Source organism: Pseudomonas sp. 5P_3.1_Bac2 (assembly GCF_025465995.1).
GTDB lineage: Bacteria > Pseudomonadota > Gammaproteobacteria > Pseudomonadales > Pseudomonadaceae > Aquipseudomonas.
The window spans coordinates 292443-316452 of sequence record NZ_JANLNY010000023.1; the positions used below are offsets into that span (position 1 = coordinate 292443).

Annotated in this window: 21 protein-coding genes; 5 read left to right on the plus strand and 16 right to left on the minus strand. The window is 58.1% G+C overall.

Annotation, left to right across the window (positions count from 1 at the left end):
* Positions 1-76 precede the first annotated feature (76 nt).
* Both waaA and NTD81_RS14460 read right to left on the minus strand, forming a co-directional pair.
* Complete coding sequence (waaA, locus tag NTD81_RS14455; protein ID WP_262183299.1) at positions 77-1360, minus strand: lipid IV(A) 3-deoxy-D-manno-octulosonic acid transferase; 1284 nt, start codon at positions 1358-1360, stop codon at positions 77-79.
* A 33-nt stretch (positions 1361-1393) separates the two neighbouring features.
* The gene (locus NTD81_RS14460; protein ID WP_262183301.1) at positions 1394-2278 is read right to left on the minus strand and encodes a LysR family transcriptional regulator; all 885 of its coding nucleotides are present in this window, start codon (positions 2276-2278) and stop codon (positions 1394-1396) included.
* A 96-nt stretch (positions 2279-2374) separates the two neighbouring features.
* Between NTD81_RS14460 and NTD81_RS14465 the strand changes: the two genes are divergently transcribed.
* The 4 genes from NTD81_RS14465 to NTD81_RS14480 all read left to right on the plus strand — a co-directional run bounded on the left by NTD81_RS14465 (position 2375) and on the right by NTD81_RS14480 (position 5715).
* Positions 2375-2707: a DMT family transporter gene (locus NTD81_RS14465; protein ID WP_262183302.1), complete on the plus strand. Its 333-nt coding sequence runs from the start codon at positions 2375-2377 to the stop codon at positions 2705-2707.
* A 65-nt stretch (positions 2708-2772) separates the two neighbouring features.
* Positions 2773-3945 (plus strand): NAD(P)/FAD-dependent oxidoreductase, encoded by a 1173-nt coding sequence (locus tag NTD81_RS14470; protein ID WP_262183304.1) that lies wholly within the window; start codon positions 2773-2775, stop codon positions 3943-3945.
* Entirely contained in the window at positions 3942-4751 is an 810-nt protein-coding gene (locus tag NTD81_RS14475; RefSeq protein ID WP_262183305.1) for an aldo/keto reductase, read from the plus strand. Before NTD81_RS14470 ends, NTD81_RS14475 begins: the two co-directional genes overlap by 4 nt.
* 64 nt (positions 4752-4815) lie before the next feature.
* Positions 4816-5715: a metal ABC transporter ATPase gene (locus tag NTD81_RS14480; protein ID WP_262183306.1), complete on the plus strand. Its 900-nt coding sequence runs from the start codon at positions 4816-4818 to the stop codon at positions 5713-5715.
* A 61-nt stretch (positions 5716-5776) separates the two neighbouring features.
* Here NTD81_RS14480 and hldE read toward each other — a convergent pair whose 3' ends face one another.
* From hldE to NTD81_RS14505, 5 genes are all read right to left on the minus strand, one after another.
* Entirely contained in the window at positions 5777-7198 is a 1422-nt protein-coding gene (gene hldE / locus NTD81_RS14485; RefSeq protein WP_262183307.1) for a bifunctional D-glycero-beta-D-manno-heptose-7-phosphate kinase/D-glycero-beta-D-manno-heptose 1-phosphate adenylyltransferase HldE, read from the minus strand.
* Positions 7199-7266: 68 nt separating this feature from the next.
* A complete protein-coding gene (locus NTD81_RS14490) occupies positions 7267-8667 on the minus strand; it encodes a PIG-L deacetylase family protein (protein WP_262183308.1) in 1401 nt (466 codons plus the stop codon).
* A 2-nt stretch (positions 8668-8669) separates the two neighbouring features.
* Positions 8670-9566 (minus strand): antimicrobial resistance protein Mig-14, encoded by an 897-nt coding sequence (locus NTD81_RS14495; protein ID WP_262183547.1) that lies wholly within the window; start codon positions 9564-9566, stop codon positions 8670-8672.
* Positions 9566-11392 (minus strand): lipid A export permease/ATP-binding protein MsbA, encoded by a 1827-nt coding sequence (gene msbA / locus NTD81_RS14500; RefSeq protein ID WP_262183309.1) that lies wholly within the window; start codon positions 11390-11392, stop codon positions 9566-9568. Before msbA ends, NTD81_RS14495 begins: the two co-directional genes overlap by 1 nt.
* Positions 11393-11400: 8 nt before the next feature.
* The gene (locus tag NTD81_RS14505) at positions 11401-12645 is read right to left on the minus strand and encodes an O-antigen ligase family protein (protein WP_410017161.1); all 1245 of its coding nucleotides are present in this window, start codon (positions 12643-12645) and stop codon (positions 11401-11403) included.
* A gap of 40 nt (positions 12646-12685) precedes the next feature.
* On the opposite strand from NTD81_RS14505, the gene NTD81_RS14510 reads away from it, so the two are divergent.
* Positions 12686-13291: a toluene tolerance protein gene (locus tag NTD81_RS14510; protein ID WP_262183310.1), complete on the plus strand. Its 606-nt coding sequence runs from the start codon at positions 12686-12688 to the stop codon at positions 13289-13291.
* Here the strand turns inward: NTD81_RS14510 and NTD81_RS14515 are convergent.
* The 9 genes from NTD81_RS14515 to NTD81_RS14555 form a co-directional block, all read right to left on the minus strand.
* Entirely contained in the window at positions 13274-14371 is a 1098-nt protein-coding gene (locus NTD81_RS14515) for a glycosyltransferase (RefSeq protein ID WP_262183311.1), read from the minus strand. The genes NTD81_RS14510 and NTD81_RS14515 overlap by 18 nt on opposite strands.
* Positions 14372-14406: 35 nt before the next feature.
* Positions 14407-15363, minus strand: a complete 957-nt coding sequence (locus tag NTD81_RS14520) for a glycosyltransferase (protein ID WP_262183312.1) — start codon at positions 15361-15363, stop codon at positions 14407-14409.
* Positions 15364-16002: 639 nt separating this feature from the next.
* A complete protein-coding gene (locus NTD81_RS14525; protein WP_262183313.1) occupies positions 16003-17157 on the minus strand; it encodes a glycosyltransferase in 1155 nt (384 codons plus the stop codon).
* Positions 17144-18898: a carbamoyltransferase gene (locus NTD81_RS14530; protein WP_262183314.1), complete on the minus strand. Its 1755-nt coding sequence runs from the start codon at positions 18896-18898 to the stop codon at positions 17144-17146. The genes NTD81_RS14525 and NTD81_RS14530 overlap by 14 nt, the downstream gene beginning before the upstream one ends.
* A 150-nt stretch (positions 18899-19048) precedes the next feature.
* Complete coding sequence (locus NTD81_RS14535; protein ID WP_262183315.1) at positions 19049-19390, minus strand: YceK/YidQ family lipoprotein; 342 nt, start codon at positions 19388-19390, stop codon at positions 19049-19051.
* A gap of 86 nt (positions 19391-19476) precedes the next feature.
* The gene (locus NTD81_RS14540) at positions 19477-20454 is read right to left on the minus strand and encodes an ABC transporter permease (protein ID WP_262183316.1); all 978 of its coding nucleotides are present in this window, start codon (positions 20452-20454) and stop codon (positions 19477-19479) included.
* A complete protein-coding gene (locus NTD81_RS14545) occupies positions 20451-21392 on the minus strand; it encodes an ABC transporter permease (RefSeq protein WP_262183318.1) in 942 nt (313 codons plus the stop codon). Before NTD81_RS14545 ends, NTD81_RS14540 begins: the two co-directional genes overlap by 4 nt.
* Before the next feature lie 43 nt (positions 21393-21435).
* The gene (locus NTD81_RS14550; protein ID WP_262183319.1) at positions 21436-22971 is read right to left on the minus strand and encodes a sugar ABC transporter ATP-binding protein; all 1536 of its coding nucleotides are present in this window, start codon (positions 22969-22971) and stop codon (positions 21436-21438) included.
* Positions 22971-23951, minus strand: coding sequence for a sugar ABC transporter substrate-binding protein (locus tag NTD81_RS14555; RefSeq protein WP_262183321.1), 981 nt, complete (start codon positions 23949-23951; stop codon positions 22971-22973). The genes NTD81_RS14550 and NTD81_RS14555 overlap by 1 nt, the downstream gene beginning before the upstream one ends.
* Positions 23952-24010 lie beyond the last annotated feature (59 nt).

Genomic DNA, 24010 nt, shown 5'->3' on the forward strand with positions numbered 1-24010 from the left:
TGCGCGGCTAACACAGCCTACGCAGCACCATCCCGTAAGGTGCAATCGCCGCACAGGCGCTTGCACCGCTGGTCAATCAACGCAAGCGCTGCCCGAGGGCATCCAACAACTTCACCAGCGCGCCTTGGTTCGCCTGCATCACCTTAAGTCCCGCCTCAGCCATCTGCTGCGCCACCTGCGGCTCACGCCATAACTGCGCCACTTGCGCGGCCAACTCTTGGGCATCCGCCACCTTATGCAGAGCACCGGCCTGGCTAAATAGCTCGGCGATTTCCAAGAAGTTAAACAGGTGCGGGCCGCTCAACAGCGGTTTAGCCAACGCCGCCGGCTCCAGCAGGTTATGCCCGCCATTAGCGACCAAGCTGCCGCCAACAAAAGCACAGTCGGCCAGCGCATAAAGAAACAGCAACTCGCCCATGGTGTCGCCGAGCAGCACTTGATCCGTGCTTTGCACAGCCGTGCCGCTGGAGCGCCGACAGGTGCTTAAGCCCTCACGCTGGCACAGCTCATAAACGCTGTTAAAGCGCTCAGGATGACGCGGTACCAAAATCAGCAGCGCGTCCGGCCACTGCTTAAGCAGCTCGCGATGGGCCGCCAACACCGGCTCATCCTCTCCGGCGTGGGTGCTCGCGGCGATCCATACCGGACGTTGCTCAGCCTGCCATTGCTGACGCTGCGCTTGGGCACGCGCCAACAACTGCGGATCGATAGTCAGATCAAACTTAATCGAGCCCGTCACCAGCACGCTCTCAGCGCGCGCGCCGAGCTCACGGAAGCGCTGGGCCTCCAGCTCCGTCTGAATAGTCAGCAAGTCCATCTCGGCCAACATTGGCGCGGTCAGCTTGGCAAAACGTGCGTAACCGCGTGCCGAGCGCTCGGACAGGCGGCCATTGGCCAAGGCCACGGGAATCCCGCGCTTGGCGCACTGGTGGATATGGTTGGGCCACAGCTCGGTTTCCATAATCACGCCCAAGCGCGGCTGCAGCTTGCGCAAAAACCGCGCGGCCGCCCACGGGAAGTCATAGGGCAGATAGCAGTGCTGCACACGCCCGGCAAACTCTGGCCCGCCGAATAGGGCTTGAATACGTTGCGAGCCGGTCGGCGTCATGCAGGTGATGGTGACCGGCAACTGTGGATAGCGCGCCAGCAATTCACGGACCAAAGGCGCCGCAGCGATACTTTCGCCCACCGACACGGCATGCAGCCAAATGCCGCCTGGCCGTAGCGGCGGCAGGCCCAAGGCAAAGCGTTCGGCAACGCGCTTGGCATAGGACGGAGCGCGCCAGGCGCGCCAAGCTAAACGCAGCGCTACCAGCGGCAGGGCCAGATGCAATAAGAGGGTATATAGGCTTCTATTCATGGGCGCGCAGCTTAGCAGAGAGCAGCCTGGGCTTCAGCCGATGGCCTGCAGATGACTGGTCAAGCACTGGGCCAGCCACAATGCGGCAGGCCCCAAGGCCTCATCGCGGCGGCAGACCAATTCCACCACCAAGGGCGGCGGCGTCCAGTCACTGCTCAGTTCAATCAGCTGGCCCTGATAAGTCGGGTATTGCGCCACATGGCGCGGCAGCCAAGCCCAACCCAAGTTACGCATCAGCAACTCGGCCATGGCGTAGAAACTGTCGGCGCGCCACACCGCCGGGCTCAATTGCTCGCCACCGGGATATTGGCTATCGGGCAAAGCCATCAGCAGCTGGCGATGCTGGGCTAAATCCCGCTGGCGAACATGGCCGGCGCTAGCCAAGGCATGGCCGGCGCCGCAGACCGTGACCATCTCGATAGTGCCTAGGCGCTGGCGGGTCAAGGCATCCGGCATTTGCTCGTGGTGAAACAGCAGGCCCAGATCCGCCCGGCGCTCCAACACCTTGCGCGCCACATCACCCTGGGCGCCGCTGGTGAGCTGCACTTCCAGCAAGGGGAAAGCGCCAGCCAGGGCCTCCAAACTATCCAGCACAGGCTGAAAGGGCATGGCCTCGTCTTGGGCCAAGCGTAGGCGCACTTCTTCGCCCCGGGCCAAGCCCAGCGCCCTGCCCTGCATACGCTGGGACTGGCGCAGCAGCTCCCGCGCCTCCTCCAATAAAGCGGCGCCGGCAGCGGTCAGGCGCGGCTGGCGGCCGCTGCTGCGCTCGAACAGCAGCACGCCGAGATCATCTTCCAAGGCGGCAATGGCCGCGCTGACCGCCGACTGCGCGCGCCGCATACGCCGCCCTACAGCGGAAAACGACTGGCCCTCGGCAACGCTGACAAACAGGCGAATCTGCTCCAAGTCCCAAGACATCAACCACCCAACCTATCTCATATACAGATAGGTATTCACTTTACCTCATGCAGCAGCCGCCTAGAATGGCCGCCATTATTGATTAGGAGTTTCCCCATGAGCAGCTACCTATACTTGGCGATCGCCATTGTGGCCGAAGTCATCGCCACATCGTCGATGAAGGCCTTGCAAGGCTTCAGCAAACCGCTGCCGTTGATTTTAGTGGTGGTGGGCTACTGCATCTCGTTCTGGATGTTGAGTTTGGTGGTGAAAACCATCCCGGTGGGGATCGCTTACGCCATCTGGGCAGGTCTGGGCATTGTCGCGGTGAGCATTGCCGCCGTAGTCCTCTACGACCAGCGCCTAGACTGGCCAGCGATCATCGGCATGGGCCTGATTGTGTGCGGCGTGGTGGTCATTCAATTGTTCTCCCATAGCACCGGTCATTGACCGAAAGCAGGCGCGCAGGCACACGCGGGTTATACTGCCGGCTGTTTTCCCGGTGAGAGACCTGCATGACCCAGGCGTTGAGCACTGATGTATTGATCGTTGGCGGCGGTATTGCCGGCCTCTGGCTAAATGCCCGCCTGCGCCACCAGGGGTTCGCTACCCTGCTAGTAGAAAACGCCAGCTTAGGCGGCGGGCAGAGTGTGAAATCCCAAGGCATCATCCATGGCGGCGCCAAATACGCCCTGCATGGCGCGTTGACCGGCGCCAGCGAAGCCATCGCCGAAATGCCCAAGCGCTGGCGCGAGGCCCTGGCCGGCAGCGGTGAAGTCGACCTGCGCGGCGTGCGTCTGCTCTCCGACGCCCATTACCTGTGGTCCCCCGGCAGCTTGGCGGGCAATATCAGCAGCTTCTTCGCCAGCAAGGCGGTGCGCGGCCGGGTTGATCAGGTCAAAGGCGAACAACTGCCGCCAGCGCTGCAACACCCCAAATTCAAAGGCAAAGTCTATCGCCTAGCCGAGCTGGTGCTTGACGTGCCGAGCCTGATCCAGCGCCTGAGCGACTTGGCCGAAGGCAGCCTGCTGGCCGCCCAAGATATTCAACCGCTGCTCGAAGAGGGCCAGCTGGCCGGACTGACCATCGACGGCCAGGCCATCCGCGCCCAACGCATAGTCTTAAGCGCCGGCCGCGCCAATGCCGAACTGTTGCAGCGCCTGGGTTTAAGCCAACCGGCCCAGCAACTGCGGCCACTGCATATGGTGCTGGTGAAGGCACCGACGCTGAAACCGCTGTACGCCCACTGCTTGGGCGGCGGACCAAAGCCGCGAGTGACCATCACCACCCATCCGGCCAGCGATGGCCAGTGGGTGTGGTACTTAGGCGGCGACCTGGCGGAAGCCGATGGCGTGGCCCGCGACGAAGCCGGACAAATCAAAGCCGCGCAAAAAGAACTGGCCGACTTGCTGCCGTGGGTCGATCTGAGCCAAGCGCAGTGGGCCACCTTACGGGTCGAGCGCGCTGAGCCAGCGCAGTCAGGCCTGGTGCGTCCGGACAACGCCTTCGTACATGTACAAGGCAAGCTGCTGGTGGGCTGGCCGACCAAACTGGCCCTGGCGCCAGACTTTGCCGAGCGCGTGCTGGCCCAATTTGCCCGCGATGGCATCCGTCCTGGCCAACATTCTGCGCTGCCCGCTGGTCCGCAGCCGGCGGTGGCCAAACCGGTGTGGGAGGAACTGTTTTGAAGCAATCCCTGCACAACCTGCATCGCCCCTTAGGCAGCAGCGAGATTCTGGTCTCGCCGCTGGGCCTAGGCACGGTCAAGCTGGGCCGCGATCAAGGGGTGAAATACCCCAACGGCTTTACCATCCCCGATGACGCTGCCGCCCGTAGTCTGCTGGCCCAAGCCCGCGATTTGGGGATCAACCTGATCGACACCGCGCCGGCCTATGGCACCAGCGAAACCCGCCTAGGCCCGCTGCTGCGTGGTCAACGCCAGGATTGGGTGATCGTCAGTAAGGTCGGTGAGGAGTTCGATAACGGTCAGTCGCACTTTGACTTTACGCCGGCACACACCCGCCTTTCGGTGGAACGCAGCCTCAAGCGCCTGGAGACCGATTTTATCGACCTAGTGCTGGTGCACTCCGACGGCAACGATGTGGCCATCCTGCGCGACAGCGGTGTTTATGAAACCCTCGCTGAGCTGAAGCGCGAAGGCAAAATCCGCGGTTTTGGCCTGTCCGGTAAAACCGTCGAGGGCGGCCTGCTGGCCTTGGCCCAAGGCGACTGCGCCATGGTCACCTATAACCTCAATGAGCAAGGCGAACTGCCGGTGCTGGATGCCGCGCAGCAGTTGGGCAAAGGCATCCTGATCAAGAAGGCTCTGGCCAGCGGCCACGTGTGCTTGGATGGTGTGGATCCGGTGCGCGCCAGCTTTGAACTGATCTTCGCTCACCCGGCCACCAGCAGTGCGATTATCGGCACCATCAACCCCGTTCATCTGGCGCACAACGTCGCCACGGCGGCGGCTGTGCTGCAAGATATTGCCTGAGCAGGCAGGTCCAGCCGACTTGTGCCAAGCTGTCTGGCCCAAGCTTTAGCAGCCAGAGGTGACTATGCCGCGCATCCTAGCCCGCAAAGACCCAAGCCTATTCACCAGCAGCCAACTGTTTGTTGAGGCCAGCGCCGAAAGCCTGACCTATCAGGCCATCGGCATGCCTCTCAGCTTCAAGCAGTTGCTGGACAAGCGTAAGGCCATCGACGTCCCGGACAGTCAGCGCTTTGCCGTGGAACTGGCCAACTTAGGCGTTTCTGTGCGCCTGACCCTAAGCTGGCAAGGCCGCGATTACTGGGTATTGGTGCGGCAACGGCGAGCGGATCGCGGCGATGTGGTGCTCAAGCTGATTTCCGGTTACGTGCCCAGCCACGAAGTGAATCTGCCGCTGCACACGGCCCTGCAAGAAGTGGCGGAGGAGTGCCTGCTGGAAACCCCCGAGGGATGGCTGAGCGGGCGCTTTGCCGACACCTGGCTGCCGACGCCCTATCAAGCCAGCTTGCGCTACCGACAACACAGTCATTTCAGCCTCAGCGCTCTTTCCGGTGCCGCGCGCCAAGTGCATTGCGGCGCCTTGCGCTTGTTAGAACGACCACGGGCCTACGTGCACCTGCCCACCGCCTCGCTGCAGCTGGTTTATGACCTGCGCCTGGAGCTGCCCAAAGAGGTGCGTCAACTGAGCCTGCTGCATGTCGATGAAGAAGTAATCGACGGCCAATTGCTGGCACGCTTGAATCGGCGCCGTCCCGACCTGTTTCTGTTGCCACTGCAACACGGCGTGCCCACTAACGAACTGCTGACCCTAAAGCAGGGCCAACTGCACCCAGCCAGCACTCGCGGCCTGTGGCTATCAGAAAGCTTTGCAGCGCAGGATGGCTGGCTGGTGCGCGAGGAGCGCATCCGTTGGCGCGACTGGCAGGCTCAGCAGCAACTGGGCAAGACGCGGCAAAAAGCGGTCTAGGTGGATAGCGGCAGCCCGGCTGCCGCCATCCAATCGCCATCAGAGGGCGAATCCAGCGCGCTTAGGTTTTGCGGATTTTTTCGACAATGGCGGTGGTCGAGCTGTTTTCCACCAGGCCCAGCACCCGCACTTCACCGCCATAGGATGTGACGATATCAGCGCCGACCACTTGGTCGATGCTGTAGTCACCGCCCTTGACCAGCACATCGGGCTTGATGGCCCGCAGCAGGTTCTCTGGAGTGTCTTCGCTAAAGCTCACCACCCAATCCACGGCGCCCAAACCGGCGAGTACCGCCATGCGCCGATCGACGCTGTTGATCGGCCGCTGCGGGCCCTTCAAGCGGCTCACAGAGGCGTCATCGTTGACCGCCAGCACAAGGCGATCACCTTGGGCACGGGCCTGCTCCAAATAAGTCACGTGACCGGCATGGAGGATGTCGAAGCACCCATTGGTGAACACAATGGATTCACCATGGGCGCGGGCATCTTCCACCGCCAGCAGCAGTTGCTCTAAATCCAACGCACCGCTTTGGCTACCGGCCTCGCGCTGCATGGCGCGGCGCAATTCAGCAGGACTGATGCTGGCGGTGCCAAGCTTACCGACCACGATACTGGCGGCGAGGTTGGCCAGGGCCACGGCGTTTTCCAGCGGCTCACCAGCGGCCAAGCAAGCAGCCAGGGTGGAAATAACCGTGTCGCCGGCGCCGGTCACATCAAACACTTCCCGCGCCCGCGCCGGCAGGTGCAGCGGCTCATGGTCGGCACGCAGCAGACTCATGCCGTGCTCACCACGGGTTACCAGCAGTGCGCCGAGCTCAAGTTCTGTCAGCAACGCCAAGCCTTTACGCACCAGCTCGGCTTCATCGCGGCAGGCGCCGACAATGGCTTCAAACTCATGGAGGTTGGGGGTAATCAGACTGGCGCCGCGATAGATGGAAAAATCTTTGCCCTTAGGATCGGCCAGCACCGTGATGCCTTTGGACCGCGCAGCCTGCACCAAAGCCTGATGGTTTTGCAGCGCGCCTTTGCCGTAATCCGACAGCACCAACACCTTAACGGCGTCCAACTGACTCTCGACCTGGGCCAACAGCGCCGCGTTATCGGTGCGAAACGGCTCTTCAAAATCCATGCGCAGCAACTGCTGGTTACGGCTCATCACCCGCAGCTTAACGATGGTCGGTTGTTCTTTAATCACCTGGAACAGCGGCGTTACGCCCACCGCCTGCAAGCTGTTACGCAGGCTCTCGGCCGCTTCATCGGCACCGGTGACGCCGACCAAAATGGCCGGGGCGCCCAAGGCAACGATATTCAGCGCCACGTTGGCGGCACCGCCTGGCCGGTCTTCAACCTCCCCCACCCGCACCACCGGCACCGGCGCTTCCGGCGAAATCCGCGAGGTATCGCCATGCCAATAACGATCGAGCATCACATCGCCAACCACCAGCACGGCGGCTTGGTCGAAACGTGGCATGGACAATTTCATAAACACTCCGAAAACAGCAGTAAAAACCTGCGGATCATACCATCGTGCAGGCAACAGTCAGCCCCATGCTATTGATTGAGGTTACGCACCCAAAACAGCTCATGGCGGCGCACCGCCTTGCGAAAGAACTCATCGGCACCGGTGCGGGGCCAACGCCGCCCAGCCAAATAATGCTGGATCAACCGACGCACCCGGTGCTTGAGATTCAAGGGGCGTTGCAAATCAGGCTGCATGGCCATGGCCATGGCTTTATCCAACTGCTTAGCGCTGGTTAAAGTCGGGCACCAGAGTTGATCGGCCGGCAACGGTTCAATCGCCGGTGGCAAAGCAATGCCACAGCCTGCAGGGCCCATGGGCCAGCGGTCATTGTCATGCAGGTGATTGGCATACATCAGCATGGTTTTCACTTTCACCGAGCTTTGCGCCAAGGCCTCGAGCAAAGCATAGGTGCTGGCGACATGATCACCATGGGGGTCTAGATCAGGGTGCGGCGTGACCACCACATCGGGCTGATAGTGCTCCAGCACCGCGACCAGATCAGCGACCAAGTTGTGCCAGCTCGGCACGCCATCACTATCACCCGGCAACTGCAACGGGTTAGCCCAACGCACACTGCGGATGTCGGCCTGCCCCGACTCCCGCGAACCAAGGGCCTGCTCGGGCTGCGCCTGCATCGACGGCAGCTGTAGGCAGTAGTAGCCCAACTGCACGCACTGCCGCTGGGGCACACCGCCCCACAGCGGTACTGCGATACTGCTCCACGCGCGTAAACGGCCTTTAAAACAAGCCGCTGAGGCCTTATCCAGGCCGAGACTTTCGTAACTGCTGGCCTCGATCTCACCCTGGGTAATGGTGATGATGCTGGCATCCTTGGCTTGGCTATACAGACCGAATGCGGCCAGTTCAGCATCATCAGCATGGGGCGCGATAACCAACACGCGTTGCTGGCTGTAGTCGGGGTTACGCATCGCATACAGACTGACTTGCCCAGACACATGGCAATGATGCCCGCGTATCAATAGCTTGCCGGAGCCGACCAGGTGGCCTTTACCCGACAGATTGAGGTAGCGCTGGCCATCGACACCGCGCTCCAAATACTGCCGGTCAGCGCCAATTTGCACATAGGGATCGAACCAGCGGCCGAACCAGGTGGACTTCGCCTGCACGCGCAGAATCAGGGTATCAAATGTGCTGAAGTCACCACCCAGCCAGAGATAATCACCTTCAATGCGTCCGGCGCTCACTTCGGCAGTGGGCGGGAACTCATAGTGATAATCATCCCGCGGGGAGTAAAACAAATGGTCAGCAAACCAGGCTTCATGCGCGATCCAAGCCAACAGCAGTAATATCGGGTCTAGGCAAAAACTGAGCTCAAGTCCCACTGACACAATCACAATTAGAGCAATCACCACACCAATTCGCTTGTTACGACGGTGCCGCTTCAGCAAAGCCTGCTTGCGTGCCAACATGATTAAACCTGATAGACGGGTACTTTATTACACCAACGATCTTTATATTCGCGGTCCGCTCGCCCGAAGGAATAACGCAACGGTTTACCCAAAGCGCGCGCTTCGGCCCAAGCGTTCTGTGTGTTGATAAAGCTCAGCACACTGCCGGGGCTAAACTCGCGATTCTGTGGATCAACACCACCGTTGATGTATTCCAGGCTGACCCAGTGTGGTGCAACCACCCTGTACAAAACCTGAACAGCCACTGGTGCGTCATTCAAATAGATCAGCGAGCCGGTCATAAATTCGCGCAACAACGCAAATACTTCTGCCAGATGCGCTTTACCCGTGGCGGCGAACCCCCAACGTCGCTCGAACAGCTCGGCATACACCGCTGCTTGCTCCTCGGCAGTGAGCTCAAGCATAGACCGAACCACGCCACCGGCCTCCTCCAGCAAGCGCTGTTCACGACGCTGGTTATAGCGGAATTTTTTACTGTACTGCTCTGGCTCGCGAGCCAAGGCCAAGCCTTCGGCTTGCGCGCGCAGCGTCTTGACACGACCGTCCATCAGCGGCGATAGATAACGCGCCCGATGGCGCAGATTTACCTGCACCTCATCAGCCACGGGCAAGATGATCTCGGCATTGCCCAGATCAAACAGCCCGCGTTTGCCCTGGCGTTTCAGGACATCTTTGGACAGGGCCAGATGGCGGCCCCAGGTAGGCATGGCGGCGAGCAATTGGCCTTGCTCAAACCAGCCGAGATAACGCACCGCAATTCCGGCCAGATCGGCCAAGCGCTCGACCACTTGCGGGTGGCTGGCGACACTGCCGCCATAACGCTGCCAGGCCTCGGCATAGCTGGTGGCATCAATAGGGGTCCAGCCTTGTTCACGCCAGACCCGCAGATGGCTTAGGATCAAGCCTTAGACTCCGGCGCGTCCTCGGCAAAGTCGTGGGCATGCAGGCGGGCGTAATAGCCATTGAGGGCTAGCAGTTGATCGTGGGTACCACGTTCGACGATTTGCCCCTGATCCATGACCAGGATCAAATCGGCTTTCTCGATGGTGCTCAGGCGGTGAGCAATAACCAAGGTCGTACGCCCCTTCATCACCTCATCCAGCGCGCCTTGAATATGCCGTTCAGATTCGGTATCCAGCGCCGAAGTGGCCTCGTCGAGAATCAGCAGCGGTGCGTTTTTCAACAGAGCCCGGGCAATCGCCAGACGCTGACGCTGACCGCCAGAAAGTAGCACACCGTTTTCACCGACTTGGGTGTCATAACCCTCTGGCAGCTTGTCGATAAACTCAGCGGCGTAGGCTTCTTCAGCGGCCTGGCGGACCTGCTCGGCACTGGCATCGGCTAAGTCGCCATAGGCGATGTTGTTGGTGATGGTGTCGTTAAACAGCACCACGTGCTGAGTAACCAAGGCGATGTGCTGACGCAGGTTACGCAGGCGGTACTGCTCGATGCCGAGATCATCCAGCAGGATCTGCCCTTGCTCATGCTGATAAAAGCGTGGGATCAAACTCGCCAGGGTCGACTTACCGCTGCCGGAGCGCCCGACCAACGCCACCATCTGTCCAGGCTCAGCAACGAAGGAAATATCGTTGAGCACCTGCTTCTCAGTGCCTGGATAGCTGTAGCTCAGGCCACGCACTTCCAGTCGGCCAACCACCCGCTCACGCTCAACCGTGCCCTGATCCAACTCAGGCAGCTCATCCAACTGCTCGAAGATGCTCTCGGCACCGGCCAGCCCTTTTTGCACAGTCGAGCTCACTTCCGATAATTGACGAATGGGCTTAGGCAGCAAGCCGGCCAAGGTGATATAGGCCACCAGATCGCCAGCTGAAGCGTCACCACGCATAAACAAGACCAAGAACATCAACACTGCCATGGCGCTGTAAATCACCAGTTGCAGCATCGGCGTATAGATCGCCCCGGTTTTGGTCATACGCAATTGTTTATCGCGGTTACTGCTGCTAGCGCTCAGGAAACGCTGCTGCTCATAGGTTTCGCCGCCAAAGCTGCGCATCACCCTATAACCCTGAATCGCCTCAGACGATACATGGGTGACATCACCCATGGAGACCTGAATTTTCTTACTTTGCTTACGGAATTTCTTGCTCGCAGTCGTGACCATCCAGCCAATCAAAGGCAGGATCGCGATCATGACCATGGTCAGTTTCCAGTTCATCATCAACAGCGTGGCGAACAGGAAAATCACCGTCATGCCTTCACGCACCACCACCTTGATCGCATCAGTAGCCGCCCCGGTAACCATGGTTACGTTATAGGTAATGCGTGAGATCAGGTGGCCCGAGTTATGCGTGTCGTAGTAGCGGTTAGGCAACGTCAGCAGGTTATTGAACAAGGCCAGACGTAAGTCGTGGACCAAGCCCAAGGAAACCTTGGCCAAGAAGTAGTTACCCAGAAATGAGCCGATACCTTGCCACAGCGCAATCATGACGATCAGTAATGGCACCGCTTGGAGCAGCTTAAGCTGGGCTAACCATGGCCAGTCCTTAAGATAGGGGACGCCGGAAAACAGGCTGCTCTCTGGATTACTCAGGCCATCGACAAAATACTTGAGGATATAGCCCAGCATTGGCTGAGTCGCAGCAAAAATCAAAAAGCCAAAGATGCTCAGCGCAAACAACAACACATAAGGACGAACGTATGAGAGCAGACGCAGGTAGATTTTCAGACCGGAATCTTTGCTCGTAGCGAGCGGCGCGTCACTCATTGTCAAACTCACAGGTTAGATGGGGCATGCGATTTTATCACACCTGGTTGGGAGGCCCGCACCCAGGTCAAAACAGTCGCCAGGCCGACCGGTAACCAGCTGATAAACCACTCAGGCCTCGGGGTTCCGGTCAAACTGGCCGCATCGAACTGCATCGCCAAGAAAGAAAATAGCCAAATACCGATCAAGCCTTGCCCATACCCGCAAGCACGCGCCTGCCAGGCATAGCGCAGCACTAAAAGCCAGACCAGCGCCCAGAGCAATATCCCCGGCAAACCCAGCTCAATGCCGACGTGAGTGAACAAATTATGCGCATGATCAAAAAACTGAGCATCAGCTGACACCACATAATTGGCGCCCATCCCCAGCCCCAGCCATGGGTGCGCTGCAATCATGTCCAAACTGGCCATAAAGATTTGCGGTCGATACGAAACCCCACGCGCCATAAGCAATGGCTCAAAGCACAGCCAAGCCGCCAATATGACCAGCACTGCCATGGCGGACACCAGCAAGCTATAGCGATCTCGCCGCCAGACGGGCATAACCAGCGCCGTAAATAGCAGGGCTAAGCCCGCGCCGCGACTCTGGCACAACAACACAAAGCTGGCGAGAAACACCAAGCACACGCCCCACAGCACCTGTAAGGCCCGTGATGACGGCGTCCAATGCATCATCCACACGGCTGCCAAGCCGATCACATATCCGCCGAGGATCGGATGACTCAGTCGCCCCATCCCCTCCATTCGAGCTAGCCAAGAATTCCCTGCGAGAACGTAAAACTGAACAATCGACCAAAGGGCAATCCCTGCTAACCCTACACCGGCCCACTGCATACAACGGATCAGGCGCTGGGGGTCGCCGTTAGCCAGCACGGGAAATAACGCAAGGAACAAGGCGATGTAAAAAAGCCGCTTAAACTCGCGCACGACCTGATCTTCTTGGGTCCACAGCAAGGACAACCCAGCCCATGCACCTAGGGCTAACAACGCAATGCAAAGCCCGCGCTGGGCACGCCAGACCTCCACAAGGCGATCACGCTGAGGCCAAATCACAAGCAAGGCTGGCAACCACACGAAGGCGATCATTCCCTGCTGGTACAGCTTGTTGCTCGGTGCAAGTGCAATTGCCAGCAAGAACCAGAACAACCCAAGGCCTAGCCACAACTGCATCCAGCGGTGGGGCGGCACTACCAACTTGCTACAAGGCACTAAGATTTCTCCTGCATGGTTAAAACTTAAACTTTTGGGCATCATTGCTTGCTTATGCACCCGCAACGACTACAAGGCTCCGACGATGCAATGCTCCAAGCTGACGCAAGCTGCTTTAAACCAGATGATTGAAGGCGCCAAACTACTGGAGGCGGACAGCCACGGGCCAAAAGTTTACCTGCTTCGGGATGGGAATATTCTCAAACTATTTAGACGTAAGCGTTTTTTATCATCAGCCCTACTCAAACCTTACTCCAAACGCTTTATTGAAAACGCCAAACGCCTCGCGTCACTTGGAGTGCCCACACTAAAGGTAATGGATTTCTACCAGCTGGATACCCCAACACTAACCGCTGTGCGGTATCAACCACTGCCTGGTAAGACCCTGCGCCAGATTGCCGACCAAGAAGATTTCGACTGGGCTAACTGGCTTCCCAAGCTAGCCGGTTTGATTCGTGGCCTGCATAGCAGCGGCATCTATTTTCGCTCGCTGCATCTGGGCAACATTGTGCTGACACCAGAGCAGCAGCTTGGACTCATCGACGTAGCAGACATGCGTTTTCTGCGCAGAGCTTTACCGCGCAAACTGGTCAAACGCAATCTGCAGCATTTTGCGGGTTATATCGCGAGGGAGAAGCTTGATGACTTCCCCATGCATGCCTTAGAACAAGCCCTACTGACGAGGACCTAACAAGGCCTTGGCTGTTTGCTGAAAGTTCTGCCACGACTGCTCGGGCGCTAGCGCCAGGTATTGCTGTTTAGCAACCGTCAACGCAGAACGCCCCAACGCGGTGCAGATTGCCTCGGCCCATGCCGCGCAATCATTGATGGGCACATAGTGGCCGGCAACCCCCAATTGCTCGACGAACACCGGCAAATCGCTCGCTATAACCGGCACGGAGGCGATCACAGCTTCTTGTAAAATCAACCCAAGTCCCTCCTGCTCCGACGGGATAGCCACCCAATCAAAGGCACGATAGAGCTGAGTGACGTGGGGCACATGCCCCGGCAATAGCACCTTTCCAAGCAGCCCATGCTGCTCAATCAGCATTTGCAACTGCCGACGCTGGGATCCCTCGCCCAAGATGACCAAGCGCAACCTTGGCTGCTGAGACAAAGCCCGGCTATACGCCTCGATTAAACAACTAAAGCCCTTAGTATCGACTAGACGCCCTACCGCCCCAATCACGGGCGTATCATCCTGCGGTAGACCCAGCTGGCTGCGCGCCTCCTGACGGCTAAGCAGTTGGCTAATGTATGCCTTAGGCTCCACTGCGCAGCGCATAGCCCTAACCGGGAATGGCAAAGATTGCTGCACCTCCTCGGCCAGGGTTGCTGAGACAGCCACGATGCTTAACCGCTCACGTGGGATGCAATGCAATAGGTCAAGATCAGAGCGACTGATACGAGTTGTGCCATGGACCATTATCACGGCACGCAGTTTGGGGGATTTTTTGACGATGGGCAGCATGACGCGGGCTACGCCAAAACCATCCATCAAAATGATCTGCTCATCTTGGTGTGACAAAGCACGACTCAATTTGGCTTGAGTCCATCGCTTCAGTAGACGCCAAAATCCTCTGCCTTTTAATTGCGCCGAAGACATATGCCACAGGTGCACCCCAGCTTGCTGCTCGGCACCAGCCTCGCCCTGCAGCAACCAGGTAGTCACCGGCGCTTGTGGACCAAGCTGGTTCAGCAGTTGCTGATGAACCTTAAGCACAGATGTGTAGGCCGCACCACCAGACCACATCACATTAATAACGCGCATCTGCTCGACTGTCCTTTGGCCTAGGTCCCAGCTTTTCAAAACCCGAGTAACCCACGCAGACGGTCGAATAAACCCACTTGCGTCCTAGGCCGCAGTGGCGCTTTCAACTCATCGACAATCCACTGCCCGATCCGAGCGAAAGTGTATTTACTGACGGCTAAGTCGCGGCCATTTTCAGCAATGCGCTTAACGAGGAGTTCATCAGCACGCAACAACTGCAATTTGCGTTGCAATTCAGGGATGTCTTGGTACAACACCACGTTGTGCATATCAATGAAGCCCAATGCTTCATTCTCCGCCGTGCCTTGGTTGTAAGCCAACAACACGCAACCACAGGCCATCGCCTCAAAGTTTTTGATCATGTATTCGCCCATACCGACATCGGCACTGACGAAAAAGCGAATGCGGTTCAACGTTGCGCAATACTCTTCACCAGACTTAGTCCGAGTCACCACCAGTGGCTCTACTTGGCCTAACTCATCCAGCAGCGCTTTACGCCCGCTGTAGGCCACACTGTTGGTGCTGCCCACAAAAGCCAATTCAATATCGCGCTCTACGGCCTGCTCTTGCAGCAGGGTTTGGTCATAGCCCTTAGGCACAAATACAGCATCAAAGCCCTCTTCGCGCAGACGCTGACTGACCATGAATCCTGAACTAATCACTCTCGCCCAGGGCAGCTGGCGGTAATGACGACTGAACTTACCGGTGTACTTACAGGGGATGTAATTCTGGTAAGCGTCATGCTCAAGGATGACAAGATTCGGCAGGGTGCGGATAAAGCTAACTTGGCGAATTTCTTTCTTAAAACGCAAAAAAAACAGGATGCGATCGTACTTTTCCACTTGCACATGGCGACGAAAGTAGCCGCGCAGATCATCTTGCTCAGCACTGCTCAACCAGCGCGTATCACACTCGCAGGCCGCGGCAATGCCGTCATACAGACGATCCAAGATCGCTCGTTGTTCTTTTTGCACCAAAAAAAGGACTTTCACTGTGGATCTCTATGGTTCGGTTTGACCACGCTCTAACAACTCGTCGCTGAGCGGTTTGCGGTACAACGTAGGCAGCCTAATGGCTGGCCTTAACAACGCTAGTCAGCGGTTTAGTTCAAGCAATGCGGCTAGGCGAGTAGCCGGAAACAGTAAATCCTGGAACATGCCCAAGGCAATGTGGTTATGCCATGGGATTATGCCAGTGCTGCCGTGCAATGGCCTGACAGCTTAAGGGCCGTTGATTAATTCAAGCTGAAAAACCGGTAAAAACACGCAAGCGGCTAAGCCCTTGGCAGCAGCAAACCCTTAACACCCCACAGCGCACTCACAACGACAGTCCTGAAATACGGCAATTAAGGACTGTTTTCAACGCGCACCAACTTATCTGGTGCAACGTCATACCTTAATCCAACTGCCCGCAACGACAGCTTTAAGCCCAAGACCTAGCCAATTCAGGTAAACACCAACAGAGCGTATATGAAGAGGCGCAAGGCAAGCCCTGCGCCCTAATGGCTAAAAGCCACAAACAGACGACAGAACTCAGCGAAAGTTTCAGCGCCACTAACGATGTTTTGCGCTACACCGCCCAAACCCAGAACAAACACAGCAGCGGCCGACCCAAGCAGATTCACACGCGTGTTAGTTTGCGATGTGCTGCGGTGCATCCAACCTAGCCAACTGCGGCAACTGCCAGAAAGCGGCGCTAACGGCCGCGTCCGTGAAGCTCTCCTGCAGTCGCGCATGCATGCGCTCGGCGCATTCTTGCAGCAAGCCCTCATCCAACGCCGCGAGATGGCGCAGGCCCTGGGCCAAGCTGTCGGCGTCGCGTAAGGGGAATAACAGCCCTGCGCCCTTGATCACTTCCGGAGCCCCACCACAATTACTGGCAATCACCGGTACGCCTGCGACCATCGCTTCCAGCAAAACCATACCGAAAGGCTCGTGATCAGAACTTAAGGCAAACGCGTCGAAGGCTTTGAAGTAGCGGCGCGCCTGCGGCACTTGGCCGAGGAAGCGCACCGAACGGGCGATGCCCAGTTGCTGCGCTTGGGTCTTCAGTGCCGACTCCAAACGGCCCTTACCCAAAATCACCAACAAGCTGCCTTCTGGCAATTGCGGCAGGGCTTGGGCGAATGCTTCGAGCAAAGTGGCTTGATCCTTGTCCGGATGCAGACGCCCAACGTTCGCCACCACCCAAGCATCGGCCGGCAAGCCCAGCTGCTCACGCGCCTCCGCGCGAGTAACCTGCTCAGCCTGCAGGGCCGCAATGTCGATGCGGTTGTACAGGGTTTGAATGCGTGCAGCCGGCCAACGTGGCAAACGCGTGCGGATCTCGTCGCGCACAGCGTTGGACACGGCCAGCAGACTCAAACGCTTGGCAAAAAGATTGGCAAACAGGCGGCGACCGACTCGGCTGTAGTCGCCAAAGGCGTGGTGCACGCCAATCACGGGCAGTTTGCTGCCGAGCAAGGCGATATACATCGGCTTGGCGCGGTGGGCGATGCACAACACAAAGTGGCGACTGCTGACCAAACGCTTGAAGTCAGCGATGGCCTTAAGCTTGAGGCCACGCACCTGGCGGCTGGAGTAGTTGAGGAAGATCACCTCATCCGAAGCCGAGCCCTGTTCCACCTCAGCACTGGGCTTGCCGGTCAGATAGACCGTGCACACCTTGTAGTCCGTGCCGGCGAACAGCGCGGCGTACTGCCGCGCGCAATCGAGAAACGGGCCGTCGTAGCCATGGCAAAACTGCACCACCCACTCGCCGGCCAAGGTGGGGTTAGATCTGGTCATACCAGTCCTTGCCATCCTTAACCACCAAGATGTCTTCCATGATCAGGTACTGCAGATCCGAGCCATAGAACATGTTGAGGGCATCGGTGGGTGAGCAAATCATCGGCTCACCGCGACGGTTCAGCGAGGTGTTGAGCGACACACCATTACCGGTGAGCTTTTCCAGCTCCAGCATCATGTCGTAGTAGCGCGGGTTGTATTCCCGCTTGAGCACCTGAGCGCGCGACGTACCGTCTTCGTGGACCACTTCGCCAACGCGGGTTTTCCACTCTTCGTTCACTTCAAAAGTGAAGGTCATGAACGGGCTCGGGTGGTCGACCTTGAGCATTTGCGGGCCGACGGTGTCCAGCATCGACGGGCAGAAGGGTCTCCAGCGCTCGCGGAACTTGATCTGCTCATTGATCCGGTCAGCCACGCCCGGCACGCTCGGGCAACCAATGATCGAACGCCCACCCAATGCCCGTGGACCGAACTCCATGCGCCCCTGGAACCAAGCCACCGGGTTGGCATCGACCATGATCTTGGCAATGCGCTGCGGCATGTTGTCGATCTGTTTCCAGACCGGCTTGCTCGGGTGACGGGCGCAGGCGGCGATCACATCTTCGTTGCTGAAGGCTGGGCCGAGATAGACGTGTTCCATCTTCTCCACCGGCACCCCGCGCTGGTGCGACACATAAGCCGCCGCGCCCACCGCAGTACCGGCATCACCGGAAGCCGGCTGAACGAACAGCTCCTTCACCTCATCACGGGCGATGATCTTCTGGTTGAGCTTAACGTTCAGCGCGCAGCCGCCAGCGAAGGCGATCTTGCCAGTTTCTTTGAGGATGTCGCCCAGGTAGTAATCCATCATTTGCAGCGCCAGCTTCTCGAACAGCGCTTGCATGCTGGCGGCGTAGTGGATGTACGGATCGTCGGCGATATCGCCTTCGCGCTTGGGCCCCAGCCATTCGATCAGCTTTGGCGAGAAGTAGAAGCCTTTGCCCTTCTCTTTGTAACGGCGCAGGCCGATGACGTTGGCGTAGTCGGTGTTGATCACCAGTTCGCCGTCTTCAAACTTGGCCAAGCGGGAGAAATCGTACTTGCTGGCATCGCCATAGGGCGCCATGCCCATGACCTTGAACTCGCCATCGAGCATTTCAAAGCCCAAGAATTCGGTGATCGCGCCGTACAGGCCGCCCAGGGAATCCGGGTCGTAGAATTCTTTGAGCTTGTGGATCTTGCCGTTTTCGCCATAGCCAAAGAAGGTGGTGGCGTACTCGCCCTTACCGTCGATGCCCATGATCGCTGTCTTCTCGCTAAAGCCCGAGCAGTGATAGGCACTGGAGGCGTGTGCGAGGTGGTGCTCGACCGGCTCGATTTTGATCTTCTTCGGATCAAAGCCCAGTTGCTCCAGGCACCAGACGATTTTCTTGCGATAGCGCTTGTAGCGGCGGTTGCCCATCAGAATCGCGTCGAGGGCGCGGTCCGGTGCGTACCAGTAGCGCTTGGCATAGTGCCAACGGGCTTTGCCGAACAGGCTGATCGGTGCGAAGGGGATGGCCACTACGTCGACATCCGACGGTTTGATACCAGCCTGCTCCAAGCAGAACTTGGCCGACTCGTAAGGCATGCGGTTCTTCGCGTGCTTGTCGCGCACAAAGCGCTCTTCTTCGGCCGCCGCAATCAGCTTGCCGTCGATATACAGCGCAGCGGAAGGGTCATGACTGAGGGCGCCAGAAAGGCCAAGGATCGTCAATGCCACAGGTCTAGCCTCTTTTAGTCTGCGTACAGGCGCTTAGGGCCTGGAAAAAGTATATTTCTCGTTTAGGCAAGAAACAGCTAAAGGGCGGAATTATAGCGTAAAGACGCAGAGCGATGATCTAGCGATTAGCTGGCCCAACCCCGCCGATGATCAGCGAAAAATCTCAATACTGCCATCTTGGTTCTGCCTGTAGAGGGTGTACGGAAGTACCAGGGTATCCGCAGCAGCGGACAAGATAAGGTCAAGCACAGGCCAAGGCATCGATAGGTCTTGGTCAGCGTCCTTATTGATATCACTGCGGGGCTGAGCATTCAGACTGCAGAAGTCATACATCACACCACTGTAAACACGCGGCACACTTTCACAATGGCTATGGGAATCCTTAAGCGCCTGACTTGCCACCGCATCCGGGCGAAAAACCGTATCGATGCTGCCACAGCCAGTAAGCGTGGCGATCACGCTGCCGAGTAGATAAATGCTTGTAATTTTCATGGGCAAAGTCCCTTTGCGCGCTCAACTCAGGGGGCAGGTACAGGCATGCCCAGAGCAGGCCGGCAGAGGAGTTCCTTTTGCTGACTTTACTGCCCCACTAACAGACGCCGGCTGGCGAAACTGAAAGCCAGCACAATAAAAATCAGCACACCCGTGGCGACCTGCTGCCAATAAAAATTCCACCCGATCAACAGCAGGCCGTTGGCGATGATATTAATCAACAAAACCCCCAGCAGAGTGCCGGCGATATTGGCTCGCCCCTTGCGACTAAAAGTCGTGCCGATAAACACGGCACCAATGGCGTTAAGCAAGAAGGCATTGCCGGATAGCGGCACATAGGCGCCGACGGTCGAGCTCAGCAGAATCCCCGCCAGCGCACAGGCTAGAGCCGTAGCTAGCGCGACCGCAGTCAGCAACCGCCCAAGCGATAACCCCGAGTAATAAGTCAACAGTGGCTGACTGCCGTGGGCCACTAACTCACGCCCCAAACGCCCACGAGCTAGCAACAACGCATAGACACTGCCTAGAACTAGCACGCAGAGAATAGGCAGCGGCACGCTGAACACACTTAAGTTTGCGAGCTCCGGTTTAACGCCCTGGACGATGTAGATCGGCTGGCCGCCATCGGAGAGCAACTGCTGCGCGCTAGTGCCGATAAACAAACTGCCCAGGGTCGCCAGAAAGGGGCTGATGTTCAGTCCAACGATTAATCCGGCATTCACCAGCCCCACCAATATGCCACTCGCCAGGGCGGCGCTAATTGCCACGCCGAATCCATACCCGCTATTGAGTAGCAGTACAAAGCTCAAGCTGGCGAAATCCACCGCAGTTCCCACCGCCAGATCTATACCGCCAGCAGCGACCGCGTAGGTCATGCCAATGGCGACGATGGCCAGTAGAACGAAGTTGTTTAGCAACAGACTTCTCAGGTTACCGCTGCTGAGAAAACCTGGTGCTAGCCAGGCGAATAGCAGCACCATACCCACTAGCAGCAGGGGCAAGCTCAGTGGCAATACGCTGCGCCACCACAGCCCTGCCCTACGCTCAAGCCAAGGCGTACTCATCGCGCCCCTCCCCGAGTCAATGCACTGGATGCAGCCACCACCAATAAAATCAGCAAACCCTGCACGCCATTAAGCCAAAAGCTCGAGAGATTCAGTAGCTGAAAACCATTACCCAAAAAGCCGATCAGCAGGCTCGCTAACAGGGTGCCTGGAATGCTGGCGACCAACCGCCTAGAGAACACCACCCCGAGAAACGCCGTGGCCACTACCGACAGCAACATTTCGCTAGAGCCCGTGGTGCTCCCACTGAAAAAAGCCACTGAGCACAGTGCTGCCAGTGCTGCGCATAAACCTGCCAGCAGGTAGCTGGAGAGCACATAAAACGGCACGCGAATACCCGCGGCCTCAGCGGCCTGGGGGTGCTCACCCACCGCATAGAGGCGCAGGCCATAAGCTGAATATTGCACCAGCAATGTCAACACAGCTGCGCTCAGTAGCAGCACCCAGGACAGTACCGGCACCGCGAGGTAAAAGCCTTCACTAAGCCACTCAAGCAAAGGCGAAGCGGTGGCAATTACCGTATTTTCACTGAGTACCAATTCCAGGCCGGCCAGCACATTCATACTCGCCAACGTGGCCAATAACGGCGGCAAACGCAGCAACAACACTGCCAAGCCGTTTAGTAGCCCAGCCGCAAGGCCGCAACCGAGGGTCAGCAATACACTTATATCAAGCGCCACTGCGGCATTGTTTAGTCTGCTGAACAACGCCGCACACAGGCCTAGATTGGCCGCCAACGACAAGTCCAAACCGCCAGCCAGCACACTGGAGCCGCCGGCAATAATCACGCAGGTCAGGCCTAAGGCTAGAACCCCAAGAATGGCTGTTTGGCTGAAGACATTGGCAATATTGCTCAGCGTCAAAAAATTCGGCGCGCTCAGCGTAAAGCCCAGCATGATGAGAAAGAACATGCCCAGCGAGCCTCGGCGCAAGAGCATAATTCCGAAGCGCCGAGACCACTGCCTGGTGCCGGCCGCACGCTTAGTTGCGCGATCCATACGCGTCCTCCCCACCTAACGACGCAGTCACAGCGCCAGTGGCACAAGCCAGAAGCTGATCCGCATCACAGGTGCCGGGCCGAAATTCACCCGCGATCTCACCGCGATACAGCACCAAGATACGGTCACTGATGCCAAGCAACTCCGGTAAGTCCGCAGACAACACCAGCACAGCGGCGCCATCAGCCACCAGGCGGGCGATCAAACGATAAATTTCGACCTTGGCGCCGACATCCACACCCACACAAGGCTCATCCAGTAGGTAAACCGTCGAGCGCCGACTTAACCATTTGCCGAGCGCGACCTTCTGTTGATTGCCACCACTGAGCTGGCTGAGCAAGGCCTGTGGACTAGACGCTTTGATGGCCAGCTCACCCATTAGGTGTAGGCTTTGTGCCTGCTCCTGACGCCGGCTTAGTATTCCCCAGCGACTGAACTGGCCGAGCCCCGCCAGAGTGAGGTTTTCCAATACCGATAGCTGTGGCGAGATACCTTGACTGCGACGATCCTCCGGCACCAAGGCGAGTCCAGCAGCAACAGCCTGAACTGGCGAACGCAACTGTAGATAACGGCCATTAAGTTGCAGGCTGCCACTATCCGCGCGCATTAGGCCAAACAGCGTTTTAACCAGCTCCTTAGCACCGGAGCCGACCAGCCCAGTGAGCCCGACAATCTCACCCCGGCGCAGTTCTAGGTCGATGTTTCGATAGCGTCCCGCCATGCTTAGGCCGCGCACCTGAAGCAGCGGCGCCCCGAGCTCGACCCGAGCCTTGGGGTACATGTCCTGCACTTCGCGGTTAACCATCAGACGAGCAATCTCTGCGCCTGAGGCCGAGCGTGGCTCAACCACTGCCACGTCACGCCCGTTACGCAGTACCGTCACCTCATCACACAGGCTGTGGATCTCTTGCAAGTAATGCGAGATGTAGAGAATCGACAAACCTTGCTCACGCAGGCGTTTGACGATCGTTAACAGCTGCGTCACCTCCTGTTTGACCAAGGCCACGCTGGGCTCATCAAATACCAGTACCCGCGGCTTGCGCAGCAAAGCCCGAGTAATCTGCAGCACTTGCTGCTCGGCACTACTGAGCTCTCTGACTAGCGCGGTGACCGGTAACTGCAGCGCAAAATACTCGGCCAGCAGCCGTTCAGCCTCGCGTTGCTGACGGCGCCGATCAAGCCAGGGGCCACGGCGTAATTCATGGCCAAAAAACAAGGCCTCGGCCACGGTAAAACTGGCTGGAAGCAACCGCTCCTGATGGATGAACTGCACCCCCAAAGCCTCGACCTGACGCGGGGTCAAGCGGGCAAAGGACTGCTCGGCAATACTGATGCGTCCAGAGTCGGCCTGATGGATGCCGGCAATGATCTTAATCAAGGTCGACTTACCCGCACCGTTTTCGCCAACCAGACCATGGATGGTGCCACGCGCCACCCTCAGGCTGGCATCAGCCAATGCTACGGTCGCGCCAAAACGTTTGTGGAGATGCTCCACGTGCAGCGCCGCAACTGTGGCCATTACTCACCCCGCAATTGCTTGACTTGGGGCAAATTCGCCGCCGTAGTCAGCAGCGTGGGCACATAAGATTCCTTAGGTAAATCACGCTCACCCGACAGGTAACGAGCAACATTCTGCACCGCAGTGCGGCCAATCAATTCAGGTTGCTGAGCAACGACGGCACCTACCGGCGAGTTGGGTTGAGCCATTAACGCCAACACCTCCGGCGTGCCATCAACCCCATATGTTTTGATCTCGCTGCGCCGGGCATCCAGCACCGCCTTACTGGCGCCTAACTGAGGGATATCCCAGGCGGCCCAGATAGCTTTGACGCTACCAGGCGGATACTTGTTGAGCAGGGCCGATATCTGCGCGTAGGCGTCCTGTACCGTATTGGGAATCACGTCGCGCAACTCTGGCTGGATGATCTGCAACTGCGGATAGTCCTTAAGCGCCAGCTTCAATTGGTCGTAGCGAATGGCACACGCCGGCACGCCATAAAACCCGTTGAACACCAGGATCTTGCCTTGGCCACCCGCATCAGCGATCAATTGTTCAGCCAATGCCTTGCCGCTGGCGGCGTTGTCCGAAGTGGTGTTACTCAAGCTGTACTGCGACGGTGCATCAATGGTGAACAGCGGAATGCCAGCCCGGCTGATGCGCTTGAGCCACGGCTCAATCACGCTCAGTGTGCCGAGGGTCTGGATGACGGCATCGGGCTTTTGCGTCACCAGCGTTTGCAGTTGAGTCACCAGGTTCTTGTCGCTACGCCCGGCATCTAAGGTGATGGGTGTTCCGCCCAGGCGCTTGATTTCATCAACCTGTGCCTGAAACACCTTGATATCGAAGTAGTGACTGGTGCCTGTGACACTGACGGCGATGCGCTTACCCGCCAAGGAAGGCAGCGCAGTGGCATCGGTCTGCGCGACGACAGCCTGGCTTAGCAGCAGACCAGCCGTGAGAGGAATAAACTTTAAGAGTAAACGCTGAATAATCGGCATACAGAACTCCACTGAAAGCCTCAGGAAGAGTTCCTCAGGCCACCTCAGGGGAGCCCTGC

Coding starts and splice junctions, on each gene's coding strand:
- NTD81_RS14470 (WP_262183304.1), top strand. CDS start 2,773: ATGACCCAGGCGTTGAGCACTGATGTATTGATCGTTGGCGGCGGTATT.
- hldE (WP_262183307.1), bottom strand. CDS start 7,198: ATGAAATTGTCCATGCCACGTTTCGACCAAGCCGCCGTGCTGGTGGTT.
- NTD81_RS14465 (WP_262183302.1), top strand. CDS start 2,375: ATGAGCAGCTACCTATACTTGGCGATCGCCATTGTGGCCGAAGTCATC.
- NTD81_RS14550 (WP_262183319.1), bottom strand. CDS start 22,971: ATGGCCACAGTTGCGGCGCTGCACGTGGAGCATCTCCACAAACGTTTT.
- NTD81_RS14460 (WP_262183301.1), bottom strand. CDS start 2,278: ATGTCTTGGGACTTGGAGCAGATTCGCCTGTTTGTCAGCGTTGCCGAG.
- NTD81_RS14480 (WP_262183306.1), top strand. CDS start 4,816: ATGCCGCGCATCCTAGCCCGCAAAGACCCAAGCCTATTCACCAGCAGC.
- waaA (WP_262183299.1), bottom strand. CDS start 1,360: ATGAATAGAAGCCTATATACCCTCTTATTGCATCTGGCCCTGCCGCTG.
- NTD81_RS14555 (WP_262183321.1), bottom strand. CDS start 23,951: ATGCCGATTATTCAGCGTTTACTCTTAAAGTTTATTCCTCTCACGGCT.
- NTD81_RS14515 (WP_262183311.1), bottom strand. CDS start 14,371: ATGCGCGTTATTAATGTGATGTGGTCTGGTGGTGCGGCCTACACATCT.
- NTD81_RS14535 (WP_262183315.1), bottom strand. CDS start 19,390: ATGAAAATTACAAGCATTTATCTACTCGGCAGCGTGATCGCCACGCTT.
- NTD81_RS14490 (WP_262183308.1), bottom strand. CDS start 8,667: ATGTTGGCACGCAAGCAGGCTTTGCTGAAGCGGCACCGTCGTAACAAG.
- NTD81_RS14540 (WP_262183316.1), bottom strand. CDS start 20,454: ATGAGTACGCCTTGGCTTGAGCGTAGGGCAGGGCTGTGGTGGCGCAGC.
- msbA (WP_262183309.1), bottom strand. CDS start 11,392: ATGAGTGACGCGCCGCTCGCTACGAGCAAAGATTCCGGTCTGAAAATC.
- NTD81_RS14525 (WP_262183313.1), bottom strand. CDS start 17,157: ATGACCAGATCTAACCCCACCTTGGCCGGCGAGTGGGTGGTGCAGTTT.
- NTD81_RS14510 (WP_262183310.1), top strand. CDS start 12,686: ATGCAATGCTCCAAGCTGACGCAAGCTGCTTTAAACCAGATGATTGAA.
- NTD81_RS14545 (WP_262183318.1), bottom strand. CDS start 21,392: ATGCTCTTGCGCCGAGGCTCGCTGGGCATGTTCTTTCTCATCATGCTG.
- NTD81_RS14505 (WP_410017161.1), bottom strand. CDS start 12,645: ATGATGCCCAAAAGTTTAAGTTTTAACCATGCAGGAGAAATCTTAGTG.